Source organism: Leclercia sp. Colony189 (genome assembly GCF_009740165.1).
Taxonomy (GTDB): Bacteria; Pseudomonadota; Gammaproteobacteria; order Enterobacterales; family Enterobacteriaceae; genus Enterobacter.
In genome coordinates, this window is the sequence record NZ_CP046557.1 from 4,423,862 (window position 1) to 4,445,764 (window position 21,903).

A 21,903-nucleotide genomic window follows, 5' to 3' on the forward strand; every position below is an offset into this window, starting at 1 on the left:
AATCGGTACTCCTTGTATGCTAATTAATGCCCCACGTCAAACATCTGCAACAAACAGAATGCAAAATCAGGTGGGGCGTTACCGCTTATCAGGGTGTCGCAACCAGACGAGGGGTAATAAAAACCACTAATTCCCGGCGCTCGTTGTCTTTACCCTGATGGCGAAAAAACTGCCCCAGGATGGGGATACGGCTCAAGCCTGGCACATTTTCACTCCCGCTTTTATGTCTCTGAGAAAAAATTCCACCTAAGGCCAGCGTTTCACCACTTTTGACCTCTACCTGGGTTTCGATCTCCTGCTTGTCTATCGTCATGGTTTCACTGTCGGCCTGCTTCAGCACCTGGCCCGGGCTGTTCTCGCTGATGCGCAGCTTCAGGCGTACACGTCCATTGGCCAGCACCACCGGGGTCACCTCCATGCCCAGTACCGCCTCTTTAAATTCCACCGACGTCGCGCCGCTCTCTCCGCTGGAGACCTGATAGGGAATTTCACTCCCCTGTTTAATGCTGGCAGGCTGCATGTGCGACGCCAGCAGACGCGGGCTGGCGATAATATCCACCTGCTGTTTTTGTTCCAGGGCGGAGAGCTCAATGTCCAGCAACCGGCCATTAATCCGGCCGATAGTGAAACCCACCTGCGTCGTGGCGTTGGTCACCGCAAGATCGCTGTTGAGTATCGTCAGCTCTCCGGGCTTACCGGGCTGCTGCGCCTGCGCCAGACTCCACTTTACGCCCAGCTCCCGCAGGCTTTTTTCACTCATGCTGACAATGTGTGCCGCCAACTCGACCTGGGCTACCGGCAGATCCATCTGCCCCACCCAGTGCTGTAACGCATCCAGCGCAGCCCGGCTGTCGCGCACCAGCAGACGGTTGGTGCGTTTGTCCACCGCAAGGCTGCCTTTTGGGCTGAGGAGCTTTTCGGCAGCCTGCCTGAGATCGCCCGCATCCGCATAGGAGAGAGAAAAACTGCGCGCCTCCAGCGGCACACTGAGCTGACGCTTAGCGCGCTCCGCCTCTTTTCTGGCCTGCTGCTGTTGTTGCCAGGCGGCGCTGTGGATATAAAAGATGCCCTCCTGCTGGCGCATCACCAGCCCGGCGCTGGTCACCACCGTCTGTATCGCCTGTAACCAGGGAACCTTTTGCAGACGCAGAGAGACATTGCCGCTCACGTCCGGTGCAATAATCATATTGCGGTTCTCCTGCTCCGCCAGGGCCTGCAGAAGCTGGGCGACCGGCACATCATCCACGACCAGATTCACGGCCAACGGTTCCGCTGCCAGCGTCTGGCCGCCGATCAGCAGCAATGCCACCATCCCTCTTTTCATCCTGTTTCGTTCCTTGTCGTTGCCATCGCCATAACGGCGGTTCACACGCCTCAGACGTGTCGATGACCAACTCCTTTTCATCCAGCACCCTTACCCGCCAGCCCTGAGGCAACGTGTCGCCGCGACGCACCCGCAACCAGCGGGACTTTTCATCCCTGACGATGCCCACCGGCACCGCGCCGGATACCAGCCCGGCATAATGCCACTGGCTCAGGGCTGCATCGGGGCAGCGTGACACCGGAGCCTGAAACGGATCGCGCATGCCGAGAAGAAGCGGCAGCAGAAGCAGTACGCCACCGCTAACCCGCATTCTGGCGCTCCAGGTGCAGGGTGAGGCGCAGCTTTTGCTGTTCTGGCTGGAGCGTAAAACGCGCCACCGCCACGTCGCGTTGGGCGAGAGTGGCAAACAGCCCGGGGATCTGCCCCCAGACCGCCTCGACCACCAGTTCGCCTCCAGCACTGACGGGTTGCCAGCGCACCATGCGTAGCTCACCGGTATCGAACTCCAGCGGCGAAAAGGGCCGTGACGCCACGGACGATGGCGCCTCCTCAACGGGCGAGAGCTTACGCACCGCGGTCCATAAGCGGCCGTTGATCGCCGCGTCACGCGCGTGCTGAGCCTGATGCGTGGCAAGCTGTTGCTGCTGCATGCCTAGCTGCCCCCCGATCACGCAGAGCAGCATCAACCCTGAGCTGAGACCCCAGCACAGCCAGCGCCAGCGCGGGGACAACGCGTACCAGATGTCAGGAGGGATCCGCATCAGCCTGCTCCTTGCGGGTCAGCGCCCAGCTAAATTGCCAGCGCCCCTGCGCGTCCTGGCGCATCTCGCCGGGCGCGGTGGGGGTAAACCCCGGCAGCTGGCGTAGCGCTCTCTCCAGCGCCGCAAGCGCCGGTAACGTGGCGGCGTAGCCACTCAGGGAGAGGGTAGAGTGCTGGAAACGGAGCTGCGCCAGCCATGCCTGCTCCGGCAGGGCGCGGGCCAGGGCGATGAGGATCGTCTGCCATGCCTCCGTCTGCGCTTTTTTTTGCGCCCAGCGCTGCTGTTGCTGGCGCTGAACAATACGCGCCGTCCACTGCGTTTGCCGCTGCGCCAGCGCCTGCCTCAGCGCCACATCGCTGGCCTGTCGTTGCGCGAAAACCTGCGCTTGCAGCGGGGCGTCGGCCCGCCGGGCGGTCCAGAGCCCCAGCGTTACCAGCAGCGAGCCGGTGAACAGCAAGCCCCAGAAGCGCAGGCAGTGGCGTTTTTGTTGCTGACGCCACGGCAGCAGATTGGCCGCGCTCATCGCGCATAGCCTCCCGTCGCCAGCGCTAACGCCAGTGCGACGCTAAAATCCGCGCCATTTTCAGGCAGCGGCGGTTGCCGGTGGGACAACACGTTCCAGGGGTCGAAACTGCGCATATCGCAGCAGGCGATCTCCTCAACCCTTAGCGCCAGCAGGGCTGCAAGGCTTTCAACATCGGGCGCCTCCGCCAGCCCACGCCTGCCCCACTGGTGACGCATCGCCCATAGCCATTGATCCCGATCGCGCCAGGCAACGCACTGGGCAGGCGCGTCTACAAAAGGCAGAAAATGGGCCAGCGCCCCGGCATCGGGTGTGATCGCGGCCAGCCGCAGACGCAACACCCGGGCCAGCTCCAGCAGCGTGGCGATCTCTTTATTTTGTGCCGCGGTAACCTGATACCCCTGGCTGAACGTATCTTCCGCATAATCAAAACGCAGGGCATCGGGTGCCATCTCCAGCTCGCGGCTCAAGGCCGCGCCAATCCAGGCCGTCTCTTCGCTGTCGCGCAGGGTTATCGCCGGGCGCGGAAAGGTGCGTTGCAGGGTGCGGGCGGCCGGAAAGGCGAGAAGTACCTGATGCTGGTAAGGCAGCCACTGTCGCCACTCGCGCAGCGCTGCAGCCAGTTGTTCGGGCTGAAGAATTTGCCCGTCGCGGATAACACCCTCCGCGAGGGGGAGCTGCCACCAGCGGCGCAGCCCCCAGCCCGACTTTCTGCGTACCAGCGCGACGGCCAGCACCTTATCCTGTTGAATATGAACGCCTGTTCGCCATGTTTTAAATACCATGTTTCACGATCTCCTTATCGTCCGGGGGGATAACGGCTATATCAATGCTACAGGCTTGCCTTTATACTACCGCGCGATTGTTTAGAAACTGCCCAGTTCAAACTAAATGGGAAATCTCCAGTGAAGTTCGTAAAGTATTTATTGATCCTTGCAGTCTGTTGCATTCTGCTTGGAGCAGGCTCGATTTTTGGTTTGTACAAATATATTGAGCCGCAACTGCCTGATGTCGCTACGCTTCGTGACGTACGCCTTCAGATCCCGATGCAGGTTTATAGCGCCGATGGCGAGCTGATTGCCCAGTACGGCGAAAAGCGGCGTATCCCGCTGACGCTGAATCAAATTCCGCCAGAAATGGTGAAAGCCTTTATTGCCACAGAAGATAGCCGCTTTTATGAGCACCACGGCGTCGACCCGGTGGGGATTTTCCGTGCCGCAAGCGTGGCGCTCTTCTCCGGCCATGCTTCGCAGGGGGCGAGTACCATCACCCAGCAGCTGGCGCGTAACTTCTTCCTGAGCCCTGAAAAAACGCTGATGCGTAAGATTAAGGAAGTCTTCCTGGCGATCCGCATTGAGCAGCTGCTGAATAAAGATGAGATCCTTGAGCTTTACCTCAACAAGATCTATCTCGGCTACCGTGCCTATGGCGTGGGCGCGGCGGCGCAGGTCTATTTCGGTAAATCCATCGAGCAGCTGACCCTGAGTGAAATGGCGACCATCGCCGGTTTGCCGAAGGCACCTTCCACCTTCAACCCGCTCTACTCGCTGGATCGCGCGACAGCACGTCGCAATGTGGTGCTGTCGCGTATGCTGAGCGAGGGCTATATCAGCCAGACGCAGTACGATCAGGCGCGCAGTGAGGTGATTGATGCCAACTATCACGCGCCGGAAATTGCCTTCTCCGCCCCCTATCTGAGTGAAATGGTTCGTCAGGAGATGGTCTCCCGCTACGGCGAACAAGCCTACGAGGATGGCTACCGCGTCTACACCACCATCAGCCGCAACATCCAGCAGGGCGCGCAGCAGGCGGTGCGTAACAACGTCATTGATTACGATATGCGCCACGGCTACCGCGGCCCGTCAAACGTGCTGTGGAAGGTGGGTGAATCTGCCTGGAGCAGTAAAAAAATTACCGACACCCTGAAGCCGCTGCCGGGCTATGGGCCCTTCGTGGCGGCGGTGGTGACCCAGGCCAATCCGCAGGAAGCCACGGCGATGCTCGCCGATGGCACCTCCGTGTCGCTGCGGATGGAAGGGGTACGCTGGGCACGTCCGTATCGCTCTGATACACAGCAGGGCGCGACGCCACGCAAAGTGACCGACGTAGTACAGGTGGGCCAGCAAATCTGGGTCCGCCAGGTTAACGACGCCTGGTGGCTGGGACAGATCCCGGACGTTAACTCGGCGCTGGTCTCTATCGACCCGCATAACGGCGCGGTCCTGGCGCTGGTGGGCGGCTTCGACTTCAATCAGAGCAAGTTTAACCGTGCCACTCAGGCGCTGCGTCAGGTCGGTTCCAATATCAAGCCGTTCCTCTACACCGCGGCAATGGACAAGGGTCTAACCCTCGCCAGTATTCTCAATGACGTGCCGATCTCCCGCTGGGATGCCGGGGCCGGTTCCGACTGGCGGCCAAAAAACTCACCGGCAGAGTACGCGGGTCCGATTCGCCTGCGTCAGGGACTGGGGCAGTCGAAAAACGTAGTGATGGTGCGCGCCATGCGTGCCATGGGCGTCGATTATGCGGCGGAGTACCTGCAGCGCTTCGGCTTCCCGGCGCAGAATATCGTGCATACCGAGTCGCTGGCGCTGGGCTCCGCGTCGTTTACCCCGCTACAGGTCGCCCGCGGTTATGCGGTGATGGCCAACGGCGGCTTCCTGGTCGATCCGTTCTTCATCAGCAAAATCGAGAACGACCAGGGCGGCGTGCTGTTCGAGGCCAAGCCGAAGATCGCCTGCGCCGAGTGTGACATTCCCGTCATCTATGGCGATACGCCTAAGTCAGACGCGCTGAACAACCAGGACATGGAGGATGTGGCGATTTCACAGGAGCGGCAAAATGCGGCGGTGCCGATGCCGCAGCTCCAGCAGGCGAACCAGGCGCTGGTCGCCCAGACCGGTGCTCAGGAGTACGCCCCGCACGTGATTAACACTCCGCTGGCGTTCCTGATCAAGAGCGCGCTGAACAGCAACATCTTTGGTGAACCGGGCTGGCAGGGTACAGGCTGGCGTGCCGGTCGTGATTTGCAGCGCAAGGATATCGGCGGCAAAACCGGCACCACCAACAGCTCCAAAGATGCCTGGTTCTCAGGTTATGGCCCGGGCGCGGTCACTTCGGTGTGGATCGGCTTTGACGATCACCGTCGCGATTTAGGTCGTACCACGGCTTCCGGGGCGATTAAAGATCAGATCTCCGGTTACGAGGGCGGAGCCAAAAGCGCGCAGCCCGCGTGGGATGCCTTTATGAAGATCGTTCTTGATGGCGTACCGGAAGAGCCGCTCACGCCACCGCCGGGCATCGTAACGGTCAATATCGATCGCAGCAGCGGTCAGCTGGCTAACGGGGGTAACAGTCGTGAGGAGTATTTCATCGAAGGTACGCAGCCAACGCATCAGGTGGTGCATGAGGTGGGTACAACGTTGATAGATAACGGCGAAACGCAAGAACTATTCTGATCTATCTCCCCCTTCCCTGTGGAGGGGGGACTTTCCGCTACAGCCTTCCCTGCCCTTTCAGCCACTCCCGCACCAGAAACAGTGCGCTCACGTTTCGGGCTTCGTTAAAATCGGGCTCTTCAAGCAGATCCATCAGATGCGCCAGCGGCCAGCGTACCTGCGGCAGCGGTTCAGGTTCATCGCCTTCCAGCGATTCAGGATAGAGATCTTCCGCCAGCACGATATTCATCTTGCTGGAGAAATAGGAGGGCGCCATGCTGAGTTTTTTCAGGAAGGTAAGCTCCTTTGCGCCAAAACCTACCTCTTCTTTCAGTTCACGGTTCGCAGCTTCATAAACCGACTCGCCGGGATCGATAAGTCCTTTGGAGAAGCCCAGCTCATAAGATTCCGTTCCCACCGCGTATTCGCGGATCAGGATCAGATGCTCGTCGACAATAGGCACAATCATGACGGCTTCGCGCGTGGAGGGACGCATACGCTCGTAGACGCGGCGCACGCCGTTACTGAACTCCAGGTCCACGCTCTCAACGTTAAACAGCCGCGATTTGGCGACGGTCTCCACATTCAGGATAGTGGGCTTTTGTAAGGGTTTGCTCATTTTGACGGGTCTTTGCTGGGTGAACTGGCCTCATTGTGCGATACGCCGCACGGTTTCGGCAATGTCATTCGCGCTTTATTTACATTTGTGCAACCTAATCAGATTCATTACGCATTTCAACACAAAAGTCAATAGGTTGAAATTATTCCAGGAATTTGCTGATATTCCGCCACGGTTGCCTTTGCTATCATCAGCGAACACTGGGATGCGCTTCAAATTGCTCAAGTTCAACGCCTTACATGCCGATAGCCAACCACAGACACGCATTCACTGTTATAAGGTGCTACTGACTACACCTGTAAGAAAAGTAAGATGGGGAAAGCATGAGCACCATTTTAATAATTATCGCTGCTATGCTGGCCTGCGCATTGATTGCAGGGTGGTTGTTCAGACGTCGTTCGCAGCGTCGATATCGCCTGCCTTATCTCAACGCCTTTACCGGGGCGAGCACACGTAAACTCGCCGCCGAAGAGCGCAGCGCGATTGAGCAATATCTCGAGTCGTTTAACCGCATTCAGCAGATGCCTGCGACAGGTGCCAGCGCGGCCCCGGTCTCGTTAAGCCTGAACGCTGAGAGCAATACCGTGCTCTGCCTGACGCGCTCCATTACCCGCTATGGCATTACCACAGACGATCCCAATAAATGGCGCTACTACCTCGACTCCATCGAAGTGCACCTGCCGCCGTTCTGGGAGCAGTACATCAATGATGAAAACAGCGTTGAGCTGATCCACACCGACACTATCCCGCTGGTGATTGTCCTGAACGGCCACTCCATCGCCGAGTATGTCCAGGAAGCGCCGCATCTGGCGCTGGAACATGTCAGCTCAACCCAGGCGTCGATTCGTGGCGAAGAGACAGAGCAGATCGAGCTGCTGAACATTCGTCAGGAGACTCACGAAGAGTATGCCCTCAGCCGCCCGGATGGCATTCGTGAAGCGCTGCTGATTGTCGCCGCCTTCCTGCTGTTCTTCTTCTGCCTGCTGAGCCCGGATGTGTTTGCTCCGTGGCTTGCCGGTGGCGGCGTGCTGCTGCTGGCGGCGGGCTTATGGGGATTATTTGCCCCGCCAGCGAAAAACGCGCTGCGTGAGATCCACTGCCTGCGCGGAACGCCAAAGCGCTGGGGTCTGTTTGGCGAAAACGATCAGGATCACGTCAACAACATCTCGATGGGCATTATTGACCTGATCTACCCGCGCCACTGGCAGCCGTGGCTGGCCCAGGATTTAGGGCAAAAGACCGACGTTGATATCTATCTGGACAGGCATGTGGTGCGCCAGGGACGTTACTTATCCCTGCATGACGAAGTGAAAAACTTCCCGCTGCAGCACTGGTTGCGCAGCACGGTGATTGCCTGTGGCGCAGCGCTGGTGCTGGCGATGCTGATTTTCCTCGTGCCGCTGGATATGCCGATTAAATTTACCCTGTCGTGGATCAAAGGCGCCCAGACCATCGAGGCCACCAGCGTCGAGCAGCTTGAAAACGCCGGCGTGCGTGTCGGCGATACGCTGAATCTGAAGGGAACGGGAATGTGTAATATCCACGCGCCGGGCAACTGGAACGCCCGCCAGAGTTCGCCTTTTGCGCCTTTTGACTGCTCGCAGCTGATCTGGAATGACGCGGCCCCGCTGCCGCTGCCGGAATCGGACACGGTTAACAAAGCCACGGCGCTGACCCAGGCCCTGAGCCGACAGCTCCATCCAAAACCGGAAGATATAACGCGAGTCAGCCCGGCGTTGCGCTCCGCCATTCAGAAATCGGGCATGATCCTGCTGGATGATTTTGGCGATATCGTACTGAAGACCCAGGATCTGTGCGCAGAGGCGGATGAGTGCATCCGGCTGAAGAACGCGCTGGTAAACCTCGGCAACAGCAAAGACTGGGAAGCGCTGGTGAAACGTGCCACGAATGGCCGTCTTGATGGTGTTAACGTCCTGCTGCGTCCGGTGAGCGCCGAGTCGCTGGAAAACCTGGTCGCCACCTCTACCGCGCCATTCGTTATGCGCGAAACTTCACGTGCCGCGCAGGCGCTTAACAGCCCGGCACCCGGCGGCTTTGTGATTGTCAGCGATGAAGGCAGCGATCTGGTCGATCAGCCCTACCCGCCGGTAGCGCTGTATGACTACCCTGCGCAGGAGCAGTGGGAAGAGTTTCAACGACTGGCGCAGATGCTGATGCGTACGCCGTTCAGCGCCGAAGGGATTGTCACCGGCATCTTTACCGATGCCAATGGCACCCGTCATATCGAGCTGCACCGGATACCGGATAGCGCCGTTTTATGGCGCTACATTGCCACTTCGCTGCTGATGCTGGCGATGGTGGTCTGCATTATCTGGAACGGCGTGATGGCGTTACGCCGCTACCAGCGCTCGCGCACCCGCCTGGCGGAGATCCAGCAGTACTACGAAAATTGCCTCTATCCGAAGCTTGTTCCTACCCCTGAGAGCCTGATCGGATAACCTCTGTGCGCGAGCAGATATGCTACCCTGTCGCGCACGATTCTTCTGGCTGGAGTATTCCCTATGCATCTTGATATCGCCTGGCAGGACGTTGATACCGTTCTGCTGGATATGGACGGCACGCTGCTGGACCTCGCGTTTGATAACTACTTCTGGCAAAAACTGGTGCCGGAAACCTACGGCGAGCAGCAAGGGATCACCCCGCTGGAGGCGCAGGAATTCATACGCCAGCAATATACCGCCGTACAACATACGCTAAACTGGTACTGTCTGGACTACTGGAGCGAACGCCTTGGTCTGGATATTTGTGCCATGACCACTGCTCAGGGCCCGCGCGCCGTTTTGCGTGAAGATACCGTCCCCTTTCTGGAGGCACTCAAAGCCAGCGGCAAGCGGCGCATTTTGCTGACCAACGCGCACCCGCATAATCTGGCGGTGAAGCTGGAACATACCGGGCTGGGTTCACACCTTGATTTATTACTTTCCACCCACACATTTGGTTATCCGAAAGAGGATCAGCGATTGTGGCAGGCGGTGGCAGAAGAGACCGGCCTGCAGCCAGAAAGAACGTTGTTCATTGATGACAGCGAACCCATTCTGGATGCGGCGGCAAAATTTGGCATTCGTTATTGCCTTGGCGTGACCAATCCTGATTCTGGCCTGGCTGAAAAAAGCTATCTGCGACATCCGGGGATGAACGACTATCGCCGGATGATCCCCTCACTCACCGTGAAGGAGACGCCATGAAAGAGAAACCCTCTGAAGGGGTAAGACTGGATAAATGGTTATGGGCTGCCCGCTTTTACAAAACGCGCGCTCTCGCCCGCGAAATGATTGAAGGCGGCAAGGTGCATTACAACGGGCAGCGCAGCAAGCCGAGCAAGCTCGTGGAGCTGAACGCCACCCTGACCCTGCGTCAGGGCAACGACGAGCGGACGGTGATCGTGAAGAACGTAACCGAACAACGTCGCCCGGCAGTGGAAGCCAGCACCCTGTACGAAGAGACGGCAGAAAGCGTGGAGAAGCGCGAAAAGATGGCGCAGGCGCGAAAGCTGAATGCCCTGACCATGCCGCATCCCGACAGACGCCCTGACAAGAAAGAACGTCGCGATCTGATTAAATTTAAAAATGGCGAGAATGAGTGATTCTTGCTGAACGAGAGATGACTATGGCCCAACACGACCAATTACACCGCTATCTGTTTGAACAATTTGCCGTTCGCGGCGAGCTGGTTACCGTATCCGAAACCTGGAAACAGATCCTGGAAAACCACAACTACCCGCTGCCGGTGAAAACCGTGCTGGGCGAGCTGCTGGTCGCGACCAGCCTGCTGACTGCGACCCTGAAATTTGCCGGTGACATCACCGTGCAGCTGCAGGGTGATGGCCCGATGAGCCTGGCGGTGATCAACGGCAACAACCAGCAGCAGATGCGCGGCGTGGCGCGCGTACAGGGCGATATCCCTGAAAACGCAGACCTGAAAACGCTGGTGGGCAATGGCTACCTGGTGATCACCATCTCCCCGGAAGAGGGCGAGCGCTATCAGGGGGTCGTCGGTCTGGAAGGCGATACGCTGGCAGCCTGCCTGGAAGACTACTTCCTGCGCTCCGAACAGCTGCCGACGCGCCTGTTTATCCGTACCGGCGAAGTCGACGGCCAGCCGTGTGCCGGCGGGATGCTGCTCCAGGTACTGCCAGCCCAGAACGCGCAGGCAGATGATTTCGATCACCTGGCCACCCTGACCGAAACCATCAAAGCCGAAGAGCTGTTCACCTTACCGGCGAACGAAGTACTGTGGCGCCTGTATCACGAAGAAGAGGTGACGCTCTACGATCCGCAGGATGTCGAGTTCAAGTGCACCTGTTCCCGTGAACGCTGCGCGGGTGCGCTGAAAACATTGCCGGATGAAGAGATTGACAGCATCCTGGCAGAAGATGGCGAAATCGACATGAACTGCGATTACTGCGGCTCTCATTACGTCTTTAACGCAATGGACATTGCCGAGATCCGCAACAACGCCTCCCCGGCCGATCCGCAGCTGCACTAAGTCCTGCCGTTAACTGCCCTCTTGAGGGGGCAGTTAACCTTTCCCCCTCCTCTACTCATTAATTTCATTCACTATTTACCCCAATCTGCTGAATCGTTATCAGTGATGTAAGACTTTCGTAATTTTCTTTCATGTATGCGCTTACATTCACATTCTCGTAGTTTAATTTATCGCTCATTAACCTTTTCGGAACATTTTCCCCAACCGAAAAGTGATTCCTGCCATAATCTGCACCGCAAAGTGACAGGAGTCACAGCGTTTTCCGTCATAAAGGGTTTTTGTCCAGATACGCAAATCTATGAGCCCGGTCGCGGTTAACATTCGAAGAAAACCCCTACAATTTCAGGCAGTATAAATTGGCTAAGGAGCAGTGATATGCGTGTTAATGGTTTAACCCCGCAAGATCTCAAGGCTTATGGTATCAACGACGCTCGCGATATCGTCTATAACCCTGATTACGATACGCTTTATCAGGAAGAGCTCAATCCAGCACTCGAAGGATACGAGCGCGGTATATTGACGACGACCGGCGCTATCGCTGTCGACACCGGTATTTTTACCGGCCGTTCGCCGAAAGATAAGTACATTGTTCGTGACGACACCACCCGCGACACCCTGTGGTGGGCCGATCACGGCAAAGGGAAGAACGACAACAAAGCGATCTCCCCTGAAATCTGGCAGCATCTGAAATCCCTCGTCACCCAACAACTTTCCGGTAAACGTCTGTTCATTATCGACGCTTACTGCGGTGCCAACGCCGATACCCGTCTTTCCGTTCGTTTTATCACTGAAGTCGCCTGGCAGGCCCATTTCGTGAAGAACATGTTCATTCGCCCGACCGAGGAAGAGTTACAGAGCTTCGAGCCTGACTTTGTGGTGATGAACGGTGCGAAATGCACCAACCCGCAGTGGAAAGAGCAGGGGCTGAACTCGGAAAACTTTGTCGCCTTTAACCTGACGGAGCGTATCCAGCTTATCGGCGGCACCTGGTACGGCGGCGAAATGAAGAAAGGGATGTTCTCGGTGATGAACTACCTGCTGCCGTTAAAAGGTATTGCCTCCATGCACTGCTCGGCGAACGTGGGCGAGAAAGGCGACGTGGCGGTCTTCTTTGGCCTCTCCGGCACCGGTAAAACTACTCTCTCCACCGATCCGAAACGCCGCCTGATTGGCGATGACGAGCACGGCTGGGATGACGACGGCGTGTTTAACTTCGAAGGCGGCTGTTACGCCAAGACCATTCGTCTGTCGGCTGAAGCGGAGCCGGATATCTTCCAGGCGATCCGCCGTGATGCGCTGCTGGAGAACGTGACGGTACGTGCTGACGGCACGGTCGATTTTGACGATGCGTCAAAAACGGAAAACACCCGCGTCAGCTACCCTATCTACCACATCGACAATATCGTTAAGCCTGTTTCAAAAGCGGGCCACGCGACCAAGGTGATCTTTCTCACCGCCGACGCGTTTGGTGTGCTGCCGCCGGTTTCACGCCTTACCGCCAGCCAGACGCAGTATCACTTCCTCTCCGGGTTTACCGCCAAGCTGGCCGGTACCGAACGGGGTGTGACTGAGCCGACGCCTACCTTCTCCGCCTGCTTTGGCGCAGCCTTCCTGTCGCTGCACCCGACGCAGTACGCCGAAGTGCTGGTAAAACGCATGCAGGCCTCGGGTGCCCAGGCGTATCTGGTCAACACCGGCTGGAACGGCACTGGCAAACGTATCTCCATCAAAGATACCCGCGCTATTATCGACGCCATTCTGAATGGTTCGCTGGATGATGCGGAAACCTTCACCCTGCCGATGTTCGATCTGGCAATCCCGACCGAACTGCCGGGCGTGGACAGCCATATCCTCGACCCACGCAACACCTACGCGTCGCCGGAGCAGTGGCAGGAAAAAGCCACCACGCTTGCGAAGCTGTTTGTGCAAAACTTTGAGAAGTACACCGATACGCCAGCGGGTGCGGCGTTGGTGAGTGCGGGTCCGAAGCTGTAAAAATTGTGCCGGGTAGCGCTGCGCTTACCCGGCATGCCCATAAAAACGGTAACCTGCGGGTTACCGTTTTGCTGTTAACTCTCTTTCGCCTGCCCCGCGCGGAAATGGAACCGGCAGCCAGGCGCGGATACTCAACCCACCCCGTTCGCTGGTGCCAATCTCCAGCAGACCGTTATGGTTATCCACAATACGCTGCACAATCGCCAGACCTAAACCGGTGCCGCTGGTGCTGCGCGCGCTGTCGCCGCGCACAAACGGCTGGAACAGGTGTTTACGCTGCTCCGGTTTGATCCCCGGGCCGTCATCTTCCACCTGGAACCAGGCGCGGCTCAGCTCGGAGCCGCTGCTGACCTTGATCCAGCCGTTGCCGTACCGGGCGGCATTGACCACCATATTCGCCACGGCGCGCTTAATGGAGAGCGGGTGCATCCGCACGGTGATATCGCCCGGCTGCAGATCGGTTTCGATCTCACGCTCGTAGCCGCTTTCGGCCGCCACCACTTCACCCAGCACCGCGTTCAGATCCGCCATCTCCATCGGCATCTCCTGCCCGGTGCGCAGGTAGTCGATGAACTGCTCGATAATGGCGTTGCACTCTTCGATGTCCTTGTTGATGGACTCCGCCAGGTAGCCATCTTCCTCGCCCATCATTTCGGTCGCCAGACGGATACGCGTTAACGGGGTGCGCAGGTCATGGCTGACGCCAGCCATCAGCAGGGTACGGTCATCGGCCAGTTGTTTCACCCCCGCCGCCATATGGTTGAACGCGCGGGTAACGGAACGCACTTCCGACGCACCATATTCGCGCAGCGGAGGAGGAATAATCCCTTTACCGACCTGGAGCGCCGCATGCTCCAGGTCGACCAGAGGTCGGTTCTGGATGCGGATAAACAGCCACGCGCCGCCTATCGCCAGCAGCATGATCGCCAGGGTGTAGCGGAACAGCGGCGAGAAGTCGCCCTGATGGATTTCGGTGAGGGGCACGCGTACCCAGATGTTGGGTGAGAGCCAGGTTTTTAGCCAGACCACCGGCGAGCTTTTGTTGACCTCAACGCGTACTTCCGTTGGGCCGCCCAGCTGCTGCGCCATCTGCTGGCTTAAAAATTCATAATGTTGCGCCCAGCGCAGACCTGCGTCTTCCGCCGCTTCGTTAGAGTAGAGCGATATCCCCAGCTCACGGTAGATTTCACGGCGAAACGCAGGGGGAACCACCAGCTGCGTGCCATCTTCCAGCTGCAGTTTATCGGTCATCAGCATACGCACTTCGTAGGCCAGGACCTTATTAAACTGCTGAAGGCTCGGTAGGATCGCAAAGTTCAGCACCACCAGATAGGTCGTCACCAGGCTGACAAACAGCAGGGTGACGATCAGTAACAGGGTGCGGGCAAACGAGCTTCGCGGCGAAAAACGCATTCGCCTCATGCTTTAGAGCCGTCCGGGACAAACACGTAGCCCAGACCCCAGACGGTCTGGATATAGCGCGGATGCGCCGGATCCTCTTCCACCATGCGGCGCAGGCGGGAGATCTGTACGTCGATGGAACGCTCCATCGCGGAGTACTCACGGCCACGGGCCAGATTCATCAGCTTATCGCGCGACAGCGGCTCGCGCGGGTGGCTGACCAGCGCTTTCAGCACCGCGAACTCACCGCTGGTGAGCGGCATCGGCTCATCTTCGCGGAACATCTCGCGGGTGCCGAGATTCAGCTTGAACTTACCGAAGGCGATTACCGCCTCTTCCTGCGACGGTGCGCCAGGCAGTTCGTTCGCCTGACGGCGCAGTACGGCACGGATACGCGCCAGCAGCTCACGCGGGTTAAACGGTTTTGGAATGTAGTCGTCGGCGCCAATTTCCAGCCCCACGATACGGTCAACCTCTTCCCCTTTCGCCGTCACCATAATGATCGGCATTGGGTTGCTTTGGCTGCGCAGACGGCGGCAGATAGAGAGGCCATCTTCGCCCGGCAGCATCAGATCCAGCACCATCAGGTGGAAGGATTCGCGGGTCAGCAGGCGATCCATCTGTTCGGCGTTAGCCACGCTACGAACCTGGAAGCCCTGCTCGGTCAGATAACGCTCAAGGAGCGCACGCAGGCGCATGTCGTCATCCACCACCAGAATCTTATAATTCTCTTGCATTGTCAGTACTCCCAAAGGTTCGGATAATCTTGCAGATGCGTATTCTAAAAAAGTGCGCGTCTACGACCAGCTAATTCTGGTATAAATTCTAGTCGAAATTGTTACAAAGCATATTTAACAGCAGCTTATATATACATTCCATCACATAACTCATTATTAATCCTGTCTGTTAAGATAAGTGATACGTAATGTGCGCAAGGTAAGCAACCTCGTCGTAAGGCAAAAGAATGAAAACGCCCCTGATCACCCGCGAAGGGTATGAAAACCTGAAGAAAGAGCTGGACACCCTGTGGCGGGAAGAGCGCCCGGAAGTGACGAAAAAAGTGACCTGGGCAGCAAGTCTCGGCGATCGCAGTGAGAATGCCGACTACCAGTACAACAAAAAGCGGCTGCGCGAAATCGACCGCCGGGTGCGTTATCTGACCAAATGCCTTGAGAACCTGAAAATCGTCGACTATTCCCCGCAGCAGGAGGGCAAAGTCTTCTTCGGCGCATGGGTCGAAATTGAAAACGACGATGGCGATCTCAAGCGCTTTCGTATCGTCGGTTACGATGAAATTTTTGGTCGTAAGGATTACATCTCCATCGATTCGCCAATGGCCCGCGCGCTGCTGAAAAAAGAGGTGGGCGATCTGGCTATCGTCCAGACCCCGGCGGGAGAAGCCAGCTGGTATGTAAATGAAATTGAGTACGTAAAATAGTCCTGGAGCGCCCCCCGCGACTGGCATTTTGCTGTGCCAGTCCGTATAACTATCCCCTGATTTTTTGACCCACAAGATGAAATAGCCATGATGAAAGATTCGCTCTGCCGCATTATTGCGGGTGAACTTCAGGCAAGGGCTGAACAGGTAGAAGCTGCCGTTCGCCTGCTTGATGAAGGGAACACCGTGCCGTTTATTGCACGTTATCGTAAGGAAGTCACCGGCGGTCTGGATGATACGCAGCTGCGTAACCTGGAGACCCGCCTTGGCTATCTCCGTGAGCTGGAAGAGAGGCGCCAGGCGATTCTGAAATCCATCGGCGAACAGGGCAAGCTGACCAGCGATCTGGAAAAAGCCATTAATGGCACCCTGAGCAAAACCGAGCTGGAAGACCTCTATCTTCCCTATAAACCCAAGCGCCGTACCCGCGGGCAGATTGCCATCGAAGCCGGCCTGGAGCCGCTGGCCGATCTGCTGTGGAACGAACCCGCACACGACCCGGAAACCGAAGCCGCGAAATTTATCGATGCCGATAAAGGCGTGGCCGACACCAAAGCCGCCCTTGATGGCGCTCGCTACATCCTGATGGAGCGCTTCGCCGAAGATGCAGCCCTGCTGGCAAAAGTGCGTGATTATCTGTGGAAGAATGCCCATATCGTCTCCACCATGGTCAGCGGCAAAGAGGAAGAAGGGGCGAAGTTCCGCGACTACTTCGATCACCATGAACCGATTTCAACCGTGCCCTCTCACCGTGCGCTGGCGATGTTCCGCGGTCGCAACGAGGGCATTTTGCAGCTCTCCCTGAACGCCGACCCGCAGTTCGACGAGCCGCCGAAAGAGAGCCACGGCGAGCAGATCATCACCGATCATCTCGGTCTGCGCCTGAACAACGCCCCGGCAGACAGCTGGCGCAAAGGGGTGGTGAGCTGGACCTGGCGTATCAAGGTGCTGATGCATCTCGAAACCGAACTGATGGGCACCGTGCGCGAGCGCGCCGAGGACGAAGCGATCAACGTCTTTGCCCGTAACCTGCACGACCTGCTGATGGCGGCCCCTGCCGGCCTGCGCGCCACCATGGGCCTCGATCCGGGTCTGCGTACCGGCGTGAAGGTCGCCGTGGTGGATGGCACCGGCAAGTTGGTGGCCACCGATACCATTTATCCGCATACCGGCCAGGCGGCAAAAGCTGCGGTCGCGGTTGCGGCGCTGTGCGAAAAGCACAACGTCGAGCTGGTGGCGATCGGTAACGGCACCGCCTCCCGCGAAACCGAGCGTTTCTTCCTCGATCTGCAAAAGCAGTTCCCGAAAGTGACCGCCCAGAAGGTGATTGTCAGCGAAGCGGGGGCCTCGGTCTACTCGGCATCCGAACTGGCTGCGCAGGAGTTCCCGGATCTCGATGTTTCCCTGCGCGGCGCGGTCTCTATCGCCCGCCGCCTGCAGGATCCGCTGGCGGAGCTGGTGAAGATCGACCCGAAATCCATCGGCGTGGGCCAGTACCAGCATGACGTCAGCCAGACCCAGCTGGCGCGTAAGCTGGACGCGGTGGTGGAAGACTGCGTGAACGCCGTGGGCGTTGACCTGAATACCGCCTCCGTTCCCCTGCTGACCCGCGTGGCGGGCTTAACCCGCATGATGGCGCAGAACATCGTCGCCTGGCGTGATGAGAACGGTCAGTTCCAGAACCGCCAGCAGCTGCTGAAGGTAAGCCGTCTCGGGCCGAAAGCGTTTGAGCAGTGCGCGGGCTTCCTGCGCATCAACCACGGCGATAACCCGCTGGACGCCTCCACCGTTCACCCGGAAGCCTACCCGGTGGTCGAGCGCATTCTGGCCGCTACCCAGCAGGCGCTGAAGACGCTGATGGGCAACAGCAGCGAGCTGCGTAACCTGAAAGCCGTTGACTTCACCGACGAGAAATTCGGTGTGCCGACCGTGACCGACATCATCAAAGAGCTGGAAAAACCTGGCCGCGACCCGCGTCCGGAGTTCAAAACCGCGCAGTTTGCGGAAGGCGTCGAGACGATGAACGACCTGCTGCCGGGTATGGTGCTGGAAGGCGCGGTCACTAACGTCACCAACTTTGGCGCGTTTGTGGATATCGGCGTGCATCAGGATGGCCTGGTGCATATCTCCTCCCTGGCCGACAAGTTCGTGGAAGATCCACATACCGTGGTGAAAGCTGGCGACATCGTAAAAGTGAAAGTGCTGGAGGTGGATCTGCAGCGCAAGCGTATCGCCCTCACCATGCGTCTGGACGAGCAGCCTGGCGAGACCAACGCCCGTCGTGGCGGCGGTAACAGCGAGGCACGTCAGCAGCGTCCGGCGGCGAAACCGCGCGGGCGTGAAGCACAACCCGCCGGCAACAGCGCGATGATGGATGCGCTGGCGGCGGCGATGGGTAAGAAACGCTAGCTTACGTAATGCCCGGTGGCGCTTCGCTTACCGGGCCTACGGTTTTGTCGCCCAACGCACGAATTACATTAAAATGTACTCACTCATTTCTTTATCAATATGTAACCTATTGCACATCCATATTTAAACCGATAATTATCACTCCGTTAACAATAAATCTTTTTATCTCTTCCCTTCAGCGCCGTAAATATTGAGCAAGGTCAACCAGGCTGCAAATTAATAGCGCCATGCACATTCCGTCACATATTTAATATTGATGATAGAAACCATTCTCATTACCATTGTGTCTGTTGATTATTTAACCTTCCGTTAAGTAGGCACTATGCAATTTACTCCAGACAGCGCGTGGAAGATCACCGGCTTCACCCGCGAAATCAGCCCGGCCTATCGCCAGAAGCTGCTCTCTTTAGGAATGCTTCCCGGCTCCTCATTCCACGTTGTACGTGTGGCCCCGCTGGGCGATCCGGTCCATATCGAAACCCGACGTGTGAATCTGGTTCTGCGTAAGAAAGATCTCGCCTTAATAGAAGTTGAAGCTCTGTCACAATAAAACGCCAGCTCTCGTAGCGAGTCTGAAAAAATGAAAAAATTAACCATTGGCTTAATTGGCAACCCCAATTCCGGCAAGACAACGTTATTTAACCAGCTTACCGGCGCCCGTCAGCGCGTCGGTAACTGGGCGGGCGTCACGGTCGAGCGTAAAGAGGGCCAGTTTACGACCACCGACAATCAGGTCACCCTCGTCGATCTGCCCGGCACCTACTCGTTAACCACCATCTCCTCCCAGACCTCGCTCGATGAGCAGATCGCCTGCCACTATATTCTGAGCGGCGACGCCGACCTGCTGATCAATGTGGTGGACGCCTCAAACCTTGAGCGAAACCTCTACCTCACGTTGCAGCTTCTGGAGCTGGGTATCCCCTGCGTGGTGGCGCTGAACATGCTCGATATTGCGGAAAAACAGCAGATCCGCATCGATGTCGACGCGCTTTCCGCCCGTCTCGGTTGCCCGGTGGTGCCGCTGGTCTCAACCCGCGCCCGCGGTATCGACGCCCTGAAGCTTGCCATTGACCGCCACAGCCGCAATGCTGAGGTGGAGCTGGTGCACTATGCCCAGCCCCTGCTGCGTGAAGCCGGGATCCTCGCAAAGGCAATGGCGCACAGCATGCCGTTCAGACAGCGCCACTGGCTCGGCCTGCAAATGCTGGAAGGCGATATCTACAGTCGTGCCTATGCCGGTGATGCCGCCCACCAGCTGGATGCCTCCCTTGCGCGACTGAATGACGAGCTGGACGACCCTGCCCTGCACATTGCCGATGCCCGCTATCAAAGCATCGCTGCCATTTGCGACGTGGTCAGCAATGCCCTTACCGCCGAGCCGAGCCGTTTTACCCAGGCGATGGACACGGTCATCCTCAACCGTTTCCTCGGTCTGCCGGTCTTTCTGCTGGTGATGTACGTGATGTTCCTGCTGGCCATCAACATTGGCGGCGCGCTGCAGCCGCTGTTTGACGTCGGCTCCGTCGCCCTCTTTATTCACGGCATTCAGTGGCTGGGTTATACGCTGCATCTGCCGGAATGGCTGACTATCTTCCTCGCTCAGGGGCTGGGCGGCGGGATCAACACCGTCCTGCCGCTGGTGCCGCAGATCGGCATGATGTATCTGTTCCTCTCTTTCCTGGAGGACTCCGGCTACATGGCCCGCGCCGCCTTCGTGATGGATCGTCTGATGCAGGCCCTTGGCCTGCCGGGCAAATCGTTCGTGCCGCTGATTGTCGGCTTCGGCTGCAACGTGCCGTCGGTGATGGGGGCGCGCACGCTGGATGCGCCCCGCGAGCGCCTGATGACCATCATGATGGCGCCGTTTATGTCCTGCGGCGCACGGCTGGCGATCTTCGCGGTGTTTGCCGCCGCCTTCTTTGGCCAGGAGGGGGCCCTGGCGGTCTTCTCGCTCTACGTGCTGGGGATCGTGATGGCGATCCTTACCGGTCTGATGCTCAAGCACACCATCATGCGTGGTGAGGCGACCCCGTTTGTGATGGAGCTGCCGGTCTACCACGTTCCACACCTGAAAAGCCTGCTGATCCAGACCTGGCAGCGGCTTAAAGGCTTTGTGCTGCGGGCGGGCAAAGTGATTGTGGTGGTCAGCATCTTCCTCAGCGCGCTCAACAGCTTCTCCCTGAACGGCAAGGCGGTAGACAACATTGACGACTCCGCCCTGGCCTCCGTCAGCCGCGTTATCACCCCGCTGTTCAAACCCATTGGCGTGCATGAAGACAACTGGCAGGCTACCGTCGGGCTGTTCACCGGCGCAATGGCGAAAGAGGTGGTGGTGGGTACGCTTAACACCCTCTATACCGCCGAGAATATTCAGGAAGCCGCGTTTAACCCGGCCGATTTCCACCTCGGCGACGAGCTGGTCAGCGCCGTGGATGAAACCTGGCAGAGCCTGAAAGCGACCTTCAGCCTGAGCGTTCTTGCAAACCCGATTGAAGCCAGCAAAGGCGACGGCGAGATGGCGACGGGCGCAATGGGCGTGATGAGCGAGAAGTTTGGCAGCGCCTCAGCGGCCTACAGCTACCTGATCTTCGTTCTGCTCTACATTCCCTGCATCTCGGTCATGGGAGCCATCGCCCGCGAATCGAGCCGCGGCTGGATGGGCTTTTCGGTGCTGTGGGGGCTGAACATCGCCTACTCGCTGGCGACGGTCTACTACCAGACGGTCAATTTTACTCAGCATCCGCAGTACAGCCTGGTCTGCATCCTGGCAGTGGTACTGTTTAACGTGGTGGTGATCGGGCTGTTACGCCGGGCCCGCAGCCGTGTGGACGTTAATCTGCTGGCGAAAGGCAGAACCGCGGCGGCCTGCTGTGAAAGTCCGGTAAGCGACTGTCATTAGGAGGCGGCATGGCATCGTTAATTGAAGTACGTGATTTACTGGCGCTACAGGGAAGAATGGAGGCCACCCAGCTTAGCCAGATGCTGCATACCCCGCAGGCGATGATCGAGGCCATGCTGCAACGTCTTGAGGCGATGGGCAAAGCGAAGCGGATTCAGGAAGATGCCGACGGCTGCTTAACCGGCAGCTGTAAAAGCTGCCCCGAAGGAAAAGCCTGCCTCAGGGAGTGGTGGGCGCTGCGTTAAGTGTGAATAAAGCCGGGCAACTCTGCCCGGCTTTGTGCAATTATTTGTAGACTTCTGCGGTCGCGCGGATGTCTTTCGAATCTTTGTTGGCGCTGGTGACGACAAAGTACTTACCGCCCATCTCATCAGCTTTCTGTGAAAGCTCTTTTCGCGCATCCATTGGCGCGGTGGTGTCAGACGTAGAGATATGGCCAACTTTCGTCAAATTCATCTCTTTCACTTTGTCTTTCTGGATCTCTTCCGCCGCCATAACACCGAAAGAGAGTGATCCAATAACCAGAGAAGCAACAATACCTGTGACAAGTTTCATAGTCATGACTCCCAAAGATGATTGTAATTTTGATTA

The 21,903-nt window shown here is 57.9% G+C and carries 20 protein-coding genes; 11 read left to right on the forward strand and 9 right to left on the reverse strand.

Going from position 1 to position 21,903, the window contains the following annotated elements:
• Positions 1–88 precede the first annotated feature (88 nt).
• The 5 genes from hofQ to GNG29_RS21210 are packed head-to-tail and all read right to left on the reverse strand — an operon-like array spanning position 89 to position 3,393.
• Positions 89–1,324, reverse strand: a complete 1,236-nt coding sequence (gene hofQ / locus GNG29_RS21190) for a DNA uptake porin HofQ (RefSeq protein ID WP_103177303.1) — start codon at positions 1,322–1,324, stop codon at positions 89–91.
• Entirely contained in the window at positions 1,239–1,634 is a 396-nt protein-coding gene (locus tag GNG29_RS21195) for a HofP DNA utilization family protein (protein WP_103177304.1), read from the reverse strand. The genes hofQ and GNG29_RS21195 overlap by 86 nt, the downstream gene beginning before the upstream one ends.
• The gene (locus GNG29_RS21200; RefSeq protein WP_103177305.1) at positions 1,624–2,085 is read right to left on the reverse strand and encodes a HofO; all 462 of its coding nucleotides are present in this window, start codon (positions 2,083–2,085) and stop codon (positions 1,624–1,626) included. Before GNG29_RS21200 ends, GNG29_RS21195 begins: the two co-directional genes overlap by 11 nt.
• Complete coding sequence (locus GNG29_RS21205; RefSeq protein ID WP_156655303.1) at positions 2,069–2,608, reverse strand: PilN domain-containing protein; 540 nt, start codon at positions 2,606–2,608, stop codon at positions 2,069–2,071. The genes GNG29_RS21200 and GNG29_RS21205 overlap by 17 nt, the downstream gene beginning before the upstream one ends.
• On the reverse strand, positions 2,605–3,393 hold the full coding sequence (locus GNG29_RS21210; protein ID WP_103177307.1) for a DNA utilization protein HofM: 789 nt from the start codon (positions 3,391–3,393) through the stop codon (positions 2,605–2,607). The genes GNG29_RS21205 and GNG29_RS21210 overlap by 4 nt, the downstream gene beginning before the upstream one ends.
• A gap of 120 nt (positions 3,394–3,513) precedes the next feature.
• Between GNG29_RS21210 and mrcA the strand changes: the two genes are divergently transcribed.
• A complete protein-coding gene (mrcA, locus tag GNG29_RS21215) occupies positions 3,514–6,066 on the forward strand; it encodes a peptidoglycan glycosyltransferase/peptidoglycan DD-transpeptidase MrcA (protein ID WP_103177308.1) in 2,553 nt (850 codons plus the stop codon).
• Between the two features lie 37 nt (positions 6,067–6,103).
• On the opposite strand, the gene nudE is transcribed toward mrcA, so the two are convergent.
• Entirely contained in the window at positions 6,104–6,664 is a 561-nt protein-coding gene (gene nudE, locus GNG29_RS21220; protein WP_039031517.1) for an ADP compounds hydrolase NudE, read from the reverse strand.
• A 323-nt stretch (positions 6,665–6,987) separates the two neighbouring features.
• Between nudE and GNG29_RS21225 the strand changes: the two genes are divergently transcribed.
• The 5 genes from GNG29_RS21225 to pckA all read left to right on the forward strand — a co-directional run bounded on the left by GNG29_RS21225 (position 6,988) and on the right by pckA (position 13,165).
• A complete protein-coding gene (locus tag GNG29_RS21225) occupies positions 6,988–9,123 on the forward strand; it encodes an intracellular growth attenuator family protein (RefSeq protein WP_156655304.1) in 2,136 nt (711 codons plus the stop codon).
• Positions 9,124–9,186: 63 nt separating this feature from the next.
• A complete protein-coding gene (gene yrfG / locus GNG29_RS21230; protein WP_103177310.1) occupies positions 9,187–9,870 on the forward strand; it encodes a GMP/IMP nucleotidase in 684 nt (227 codons plus the stop codon).
• Positions 9,867–10,268 (forward strand): ribosome-associated heat shock protein Hsp15, encoded by a 402-nt coding sequence (hslR, locus tag GNG29_RS21235; RefSeq protein ID WP_103177311.1) that lies wholly within the window; start codon positions 9,867–9,869, stop codon positions 10,266–10,268. The genes yrfG and hslR overlap by 4 nt, the downstream gene beginning before the upstream one ends.
• 23 nt (positions 10,269–10,291) lie before the next feature.
• Entirely contained in the window at positions 10,292–11,170 is an 879-nt protein-coding gene (gene hslO, locus GNG29_RS21240) for an Hsp33 family molecular chaperone HslO (RefSeq protein WP_103177312.1), read from the forward strand.
• Between the two features lie 375 nt (positions 11,171–11,545).
• A complete protein-coding gene (gene pckA, locus GNG29_RS21245) occupies positions 11,546–13,165 on the forward strand; it encodes a phosphoenolpyruvate carboxykinase (ATP) (protein WP_103177313.1) in 1,620 nt (539 codons plus the stop codon).
• A gap of 60 nt (positions 13,166–13,225) precedes the next feature.
• Here the strand turns inward: pckA and envZ are convergent, their stop codons facing one another.
• Together envZ and ompR are read right to left on the reverse strand one after the other, a co-directional pair.
• Positions 13,226–14,587, reverse strand: coding sequence for a two-component system sensor histidine kinase EnvZ (gene envZ / locus GNG29_RS21250; RefSeq protein WP_103177314.1), 1,362 nt, complete (start codon positions 14,585–14,587; stop codon positions 13,226–13,228).
• Positions 14,584–15,303: a two-component system response regulator OmpR gene (ompR, locus tag GNG29_RS21255; protein ID WP_001157751.1), complete on the reverse strand. Its 720-nt coding sequence runs from the start codon at positions 15,301–15,303 to the stop codon at positions 14,584–14,586. The genes envZ and ompR overlap by 4 nt, the downstream gene beginning before the upstream one ends.
• Before the next feature lie 227 nt (positions 15,304–15,530).
• On the opposite strand from ompR, the gene greB reads away from it, so the two are divergent.
• From greB to feoC, 5 genes are all read left to right on the forward strand, one after another.
• Entirely contained in the window at positions 15,531–16,004 is a 474-nt protein-coding gene (gene greB / locus GNG29_RS21260) for a transcription elongation factor GreB (protein WP_103177315.1), read from the forward strand.
• Between the two features lie 87 nt (positions 16,005–16,091).
• Positions 16,092–18,413, forward strand: coding sequence for a Tex family protein (locus tag GNG29_RS21265; protein ID WP_156655305.1), 2,322 nt, complete (start codon positions 16,092–16,094; stop codon positions 18,411–18,413).
• 322 nt (positions 18,414–18,735) lie between these two features.
• Entirely contained in the window at positions 18,736–18,963 is a 228-nt protein-coding gene (gene feoA / locus GNG29_RS21270) for a ferrous iron transporter A (protein ID WP_103177317.1), read from the forward strand.
• A gap of 30 nt (positions 18,964–18,993) precedes the next feature.
• Positions 18,994–21,312: a Fe(2+) transporter permease subunit FeoB gene (feoB, locus tag GNG29_RS21275; RefSeq protein ID WP_156655306.1), complete on the forward strand. Its 2,319-nt coding sequence runs from the start codon at positions 18,994–18,996 to the stop codon at positions 21,310–21,312.
• 8 nt (positions 21,313–21,320) lie between these two features.
• Entirely contained in the window at positions 21,321–21,557 is a 237-nt protein-coding gene (feoC, locus tag GNG29_RS21280; protein WP_103177319.1) for a [Fe-S]-dependent transcriptional repressor FeoC, read from the forward strand.
• A 40-nt stretch (positions 21,558–21,597) separates the two neighbouring features.
• On the opposite strand, the gene GNG29_RS21285 is transcribed toward feoC, so the two are convergent.
• Positions 21,598–21,867, reverse strand: coding sequence for a YdgH/BhsA/McbA-like domain containing protein (locus tag GNG29_RS21285; RefSeq protein ID WP_103177320.1), 270 nt, complete (start codon positions 21,865–21,867; stop codon positions 21,598–21,600).
• Between the last annotated feature and the right edge of the window lie 36 nt (positions 21,868–21,903).

Coding starts and splice junctions, on each gene's coding strand:
- GNG29_RS21225 (WP_156655304.1), top strand. CDS start 6,988: ATGAGCACCATTTTAATAATTATCGCTGCTATGCTGGCCTGCGCATTG.
- GNG29_RS21265 (WP_156655305.1), top strand. CDS start 16,092: ATGATGAAAGATTCGCTCTGCCGCATTATTGCGGGTGAACTTCAGGCA.
- hofQ (WP_103177303.1), bottom strand. CDS start 1,324: ATGAAAAGAGGGATGGTGGCATTGCTGCTGATCGGCGGCCAGACGCTG.
- GNG29_RS21285 (WP_103177320.1), bottom strand. CDS start 21,867: ATGAAACTTGTCACAGGTATTGTTGCTTCTCTGGTTATTGGATCACTC.
- GNG29_RS21205 (WP_156655303.1), bottom strand. CDS start 2,608: ATGAGCGCGGCCAATCTGCTGCCGTGGCGTCAGCAACAAAAACGCCAC.
- feoB (WP_156655306.1), top strand. CDS start 18,994: ATGAAAAAATTAACCATTGGCTTAATTGGCAACCCCAATTCCGGCAAG.
- hslO (WP_103177312.1), top strand. CDS start 10,292: ATGGCCCAACACGACCAATTACACCGCTATCTGTTTGAACAATTTGCC.
- GNG29_RS21210 (WP_103177307.1), bottom strand. CDS start 3,393: ATGGTATTTAAAACATGGCGAACAGGCGTTCATATTCAACAGGATAAG.
- greB (WP_103177315.1), top strand. CDS start 15,531: ATGAAAACGCCCCTGATCACCCGCGAAGGGTATGAAAACCTGAAGAAA.
- GNG29_RS21195 (WP_103177304.1), bottom strand. CDS start 1,634: ATGCGGGTTAGCGGTGGCGTACTGCTTCTGCTGCCGCTTCTTCTCGGC.
- pckA (WP_103177313.1), top strand. CDS start 11,546: ATGCGTGTTAATGGTTTAACCCCGCAAGATCTCAAGGCTTATGGTATC.
- feoA (WP_103177317.1), top strand. CDS start 18,736: ATGCAATTTACTCCAGACAGCGCGTGGAAGATCACCGGCTTCACCCGC.
- feoC (WP_103177319.1), top strand. CDS start 21,321: ATGGCATCGTTAATTGAAGTACGTGATTTACTGGCGCTACAGGGAAGA.
- hslR (WP_103177311.1), top strand. CDS start 9,867: ATGAAAGAGAAACCCTCTGAAGGGGTAAGACTGGATAAATGGTTATGG.
- envZ (WP_103177314.1), bottom strand. CDS start 14,587: ATGAGGCGAATGCGTTTTTCGCCGCGAAGCTCGTTTGCCCGCACCCTG.
- GNG29_RS21200 (WP_103177305.1), bottom strand. CDS start 2,085: ATGCGGATCCCTCCTGACATCTGGTACGCGTTGTCCCCGCGCTGGCGC.
- yrfG (WP_103177310.1), top strand. CDS start 9,187: ATGCATCTTGATATCGCCTGGCAGGACGTTGATACCGTTCTGCTGGAT.
- ompR (WP_001157751.1), bottom strand. CDS start 15,303: ATGCAAGAGAATTATAAGATTCTGGTGGTGGATGACGACATGCGCCTG.
- nudE (WP_039031517.1), bottom strand. CDS start 6,664: ATGAGCAAACCCTTACAAAAGCCCACTATCCTGAATGTGGAGACCGTC.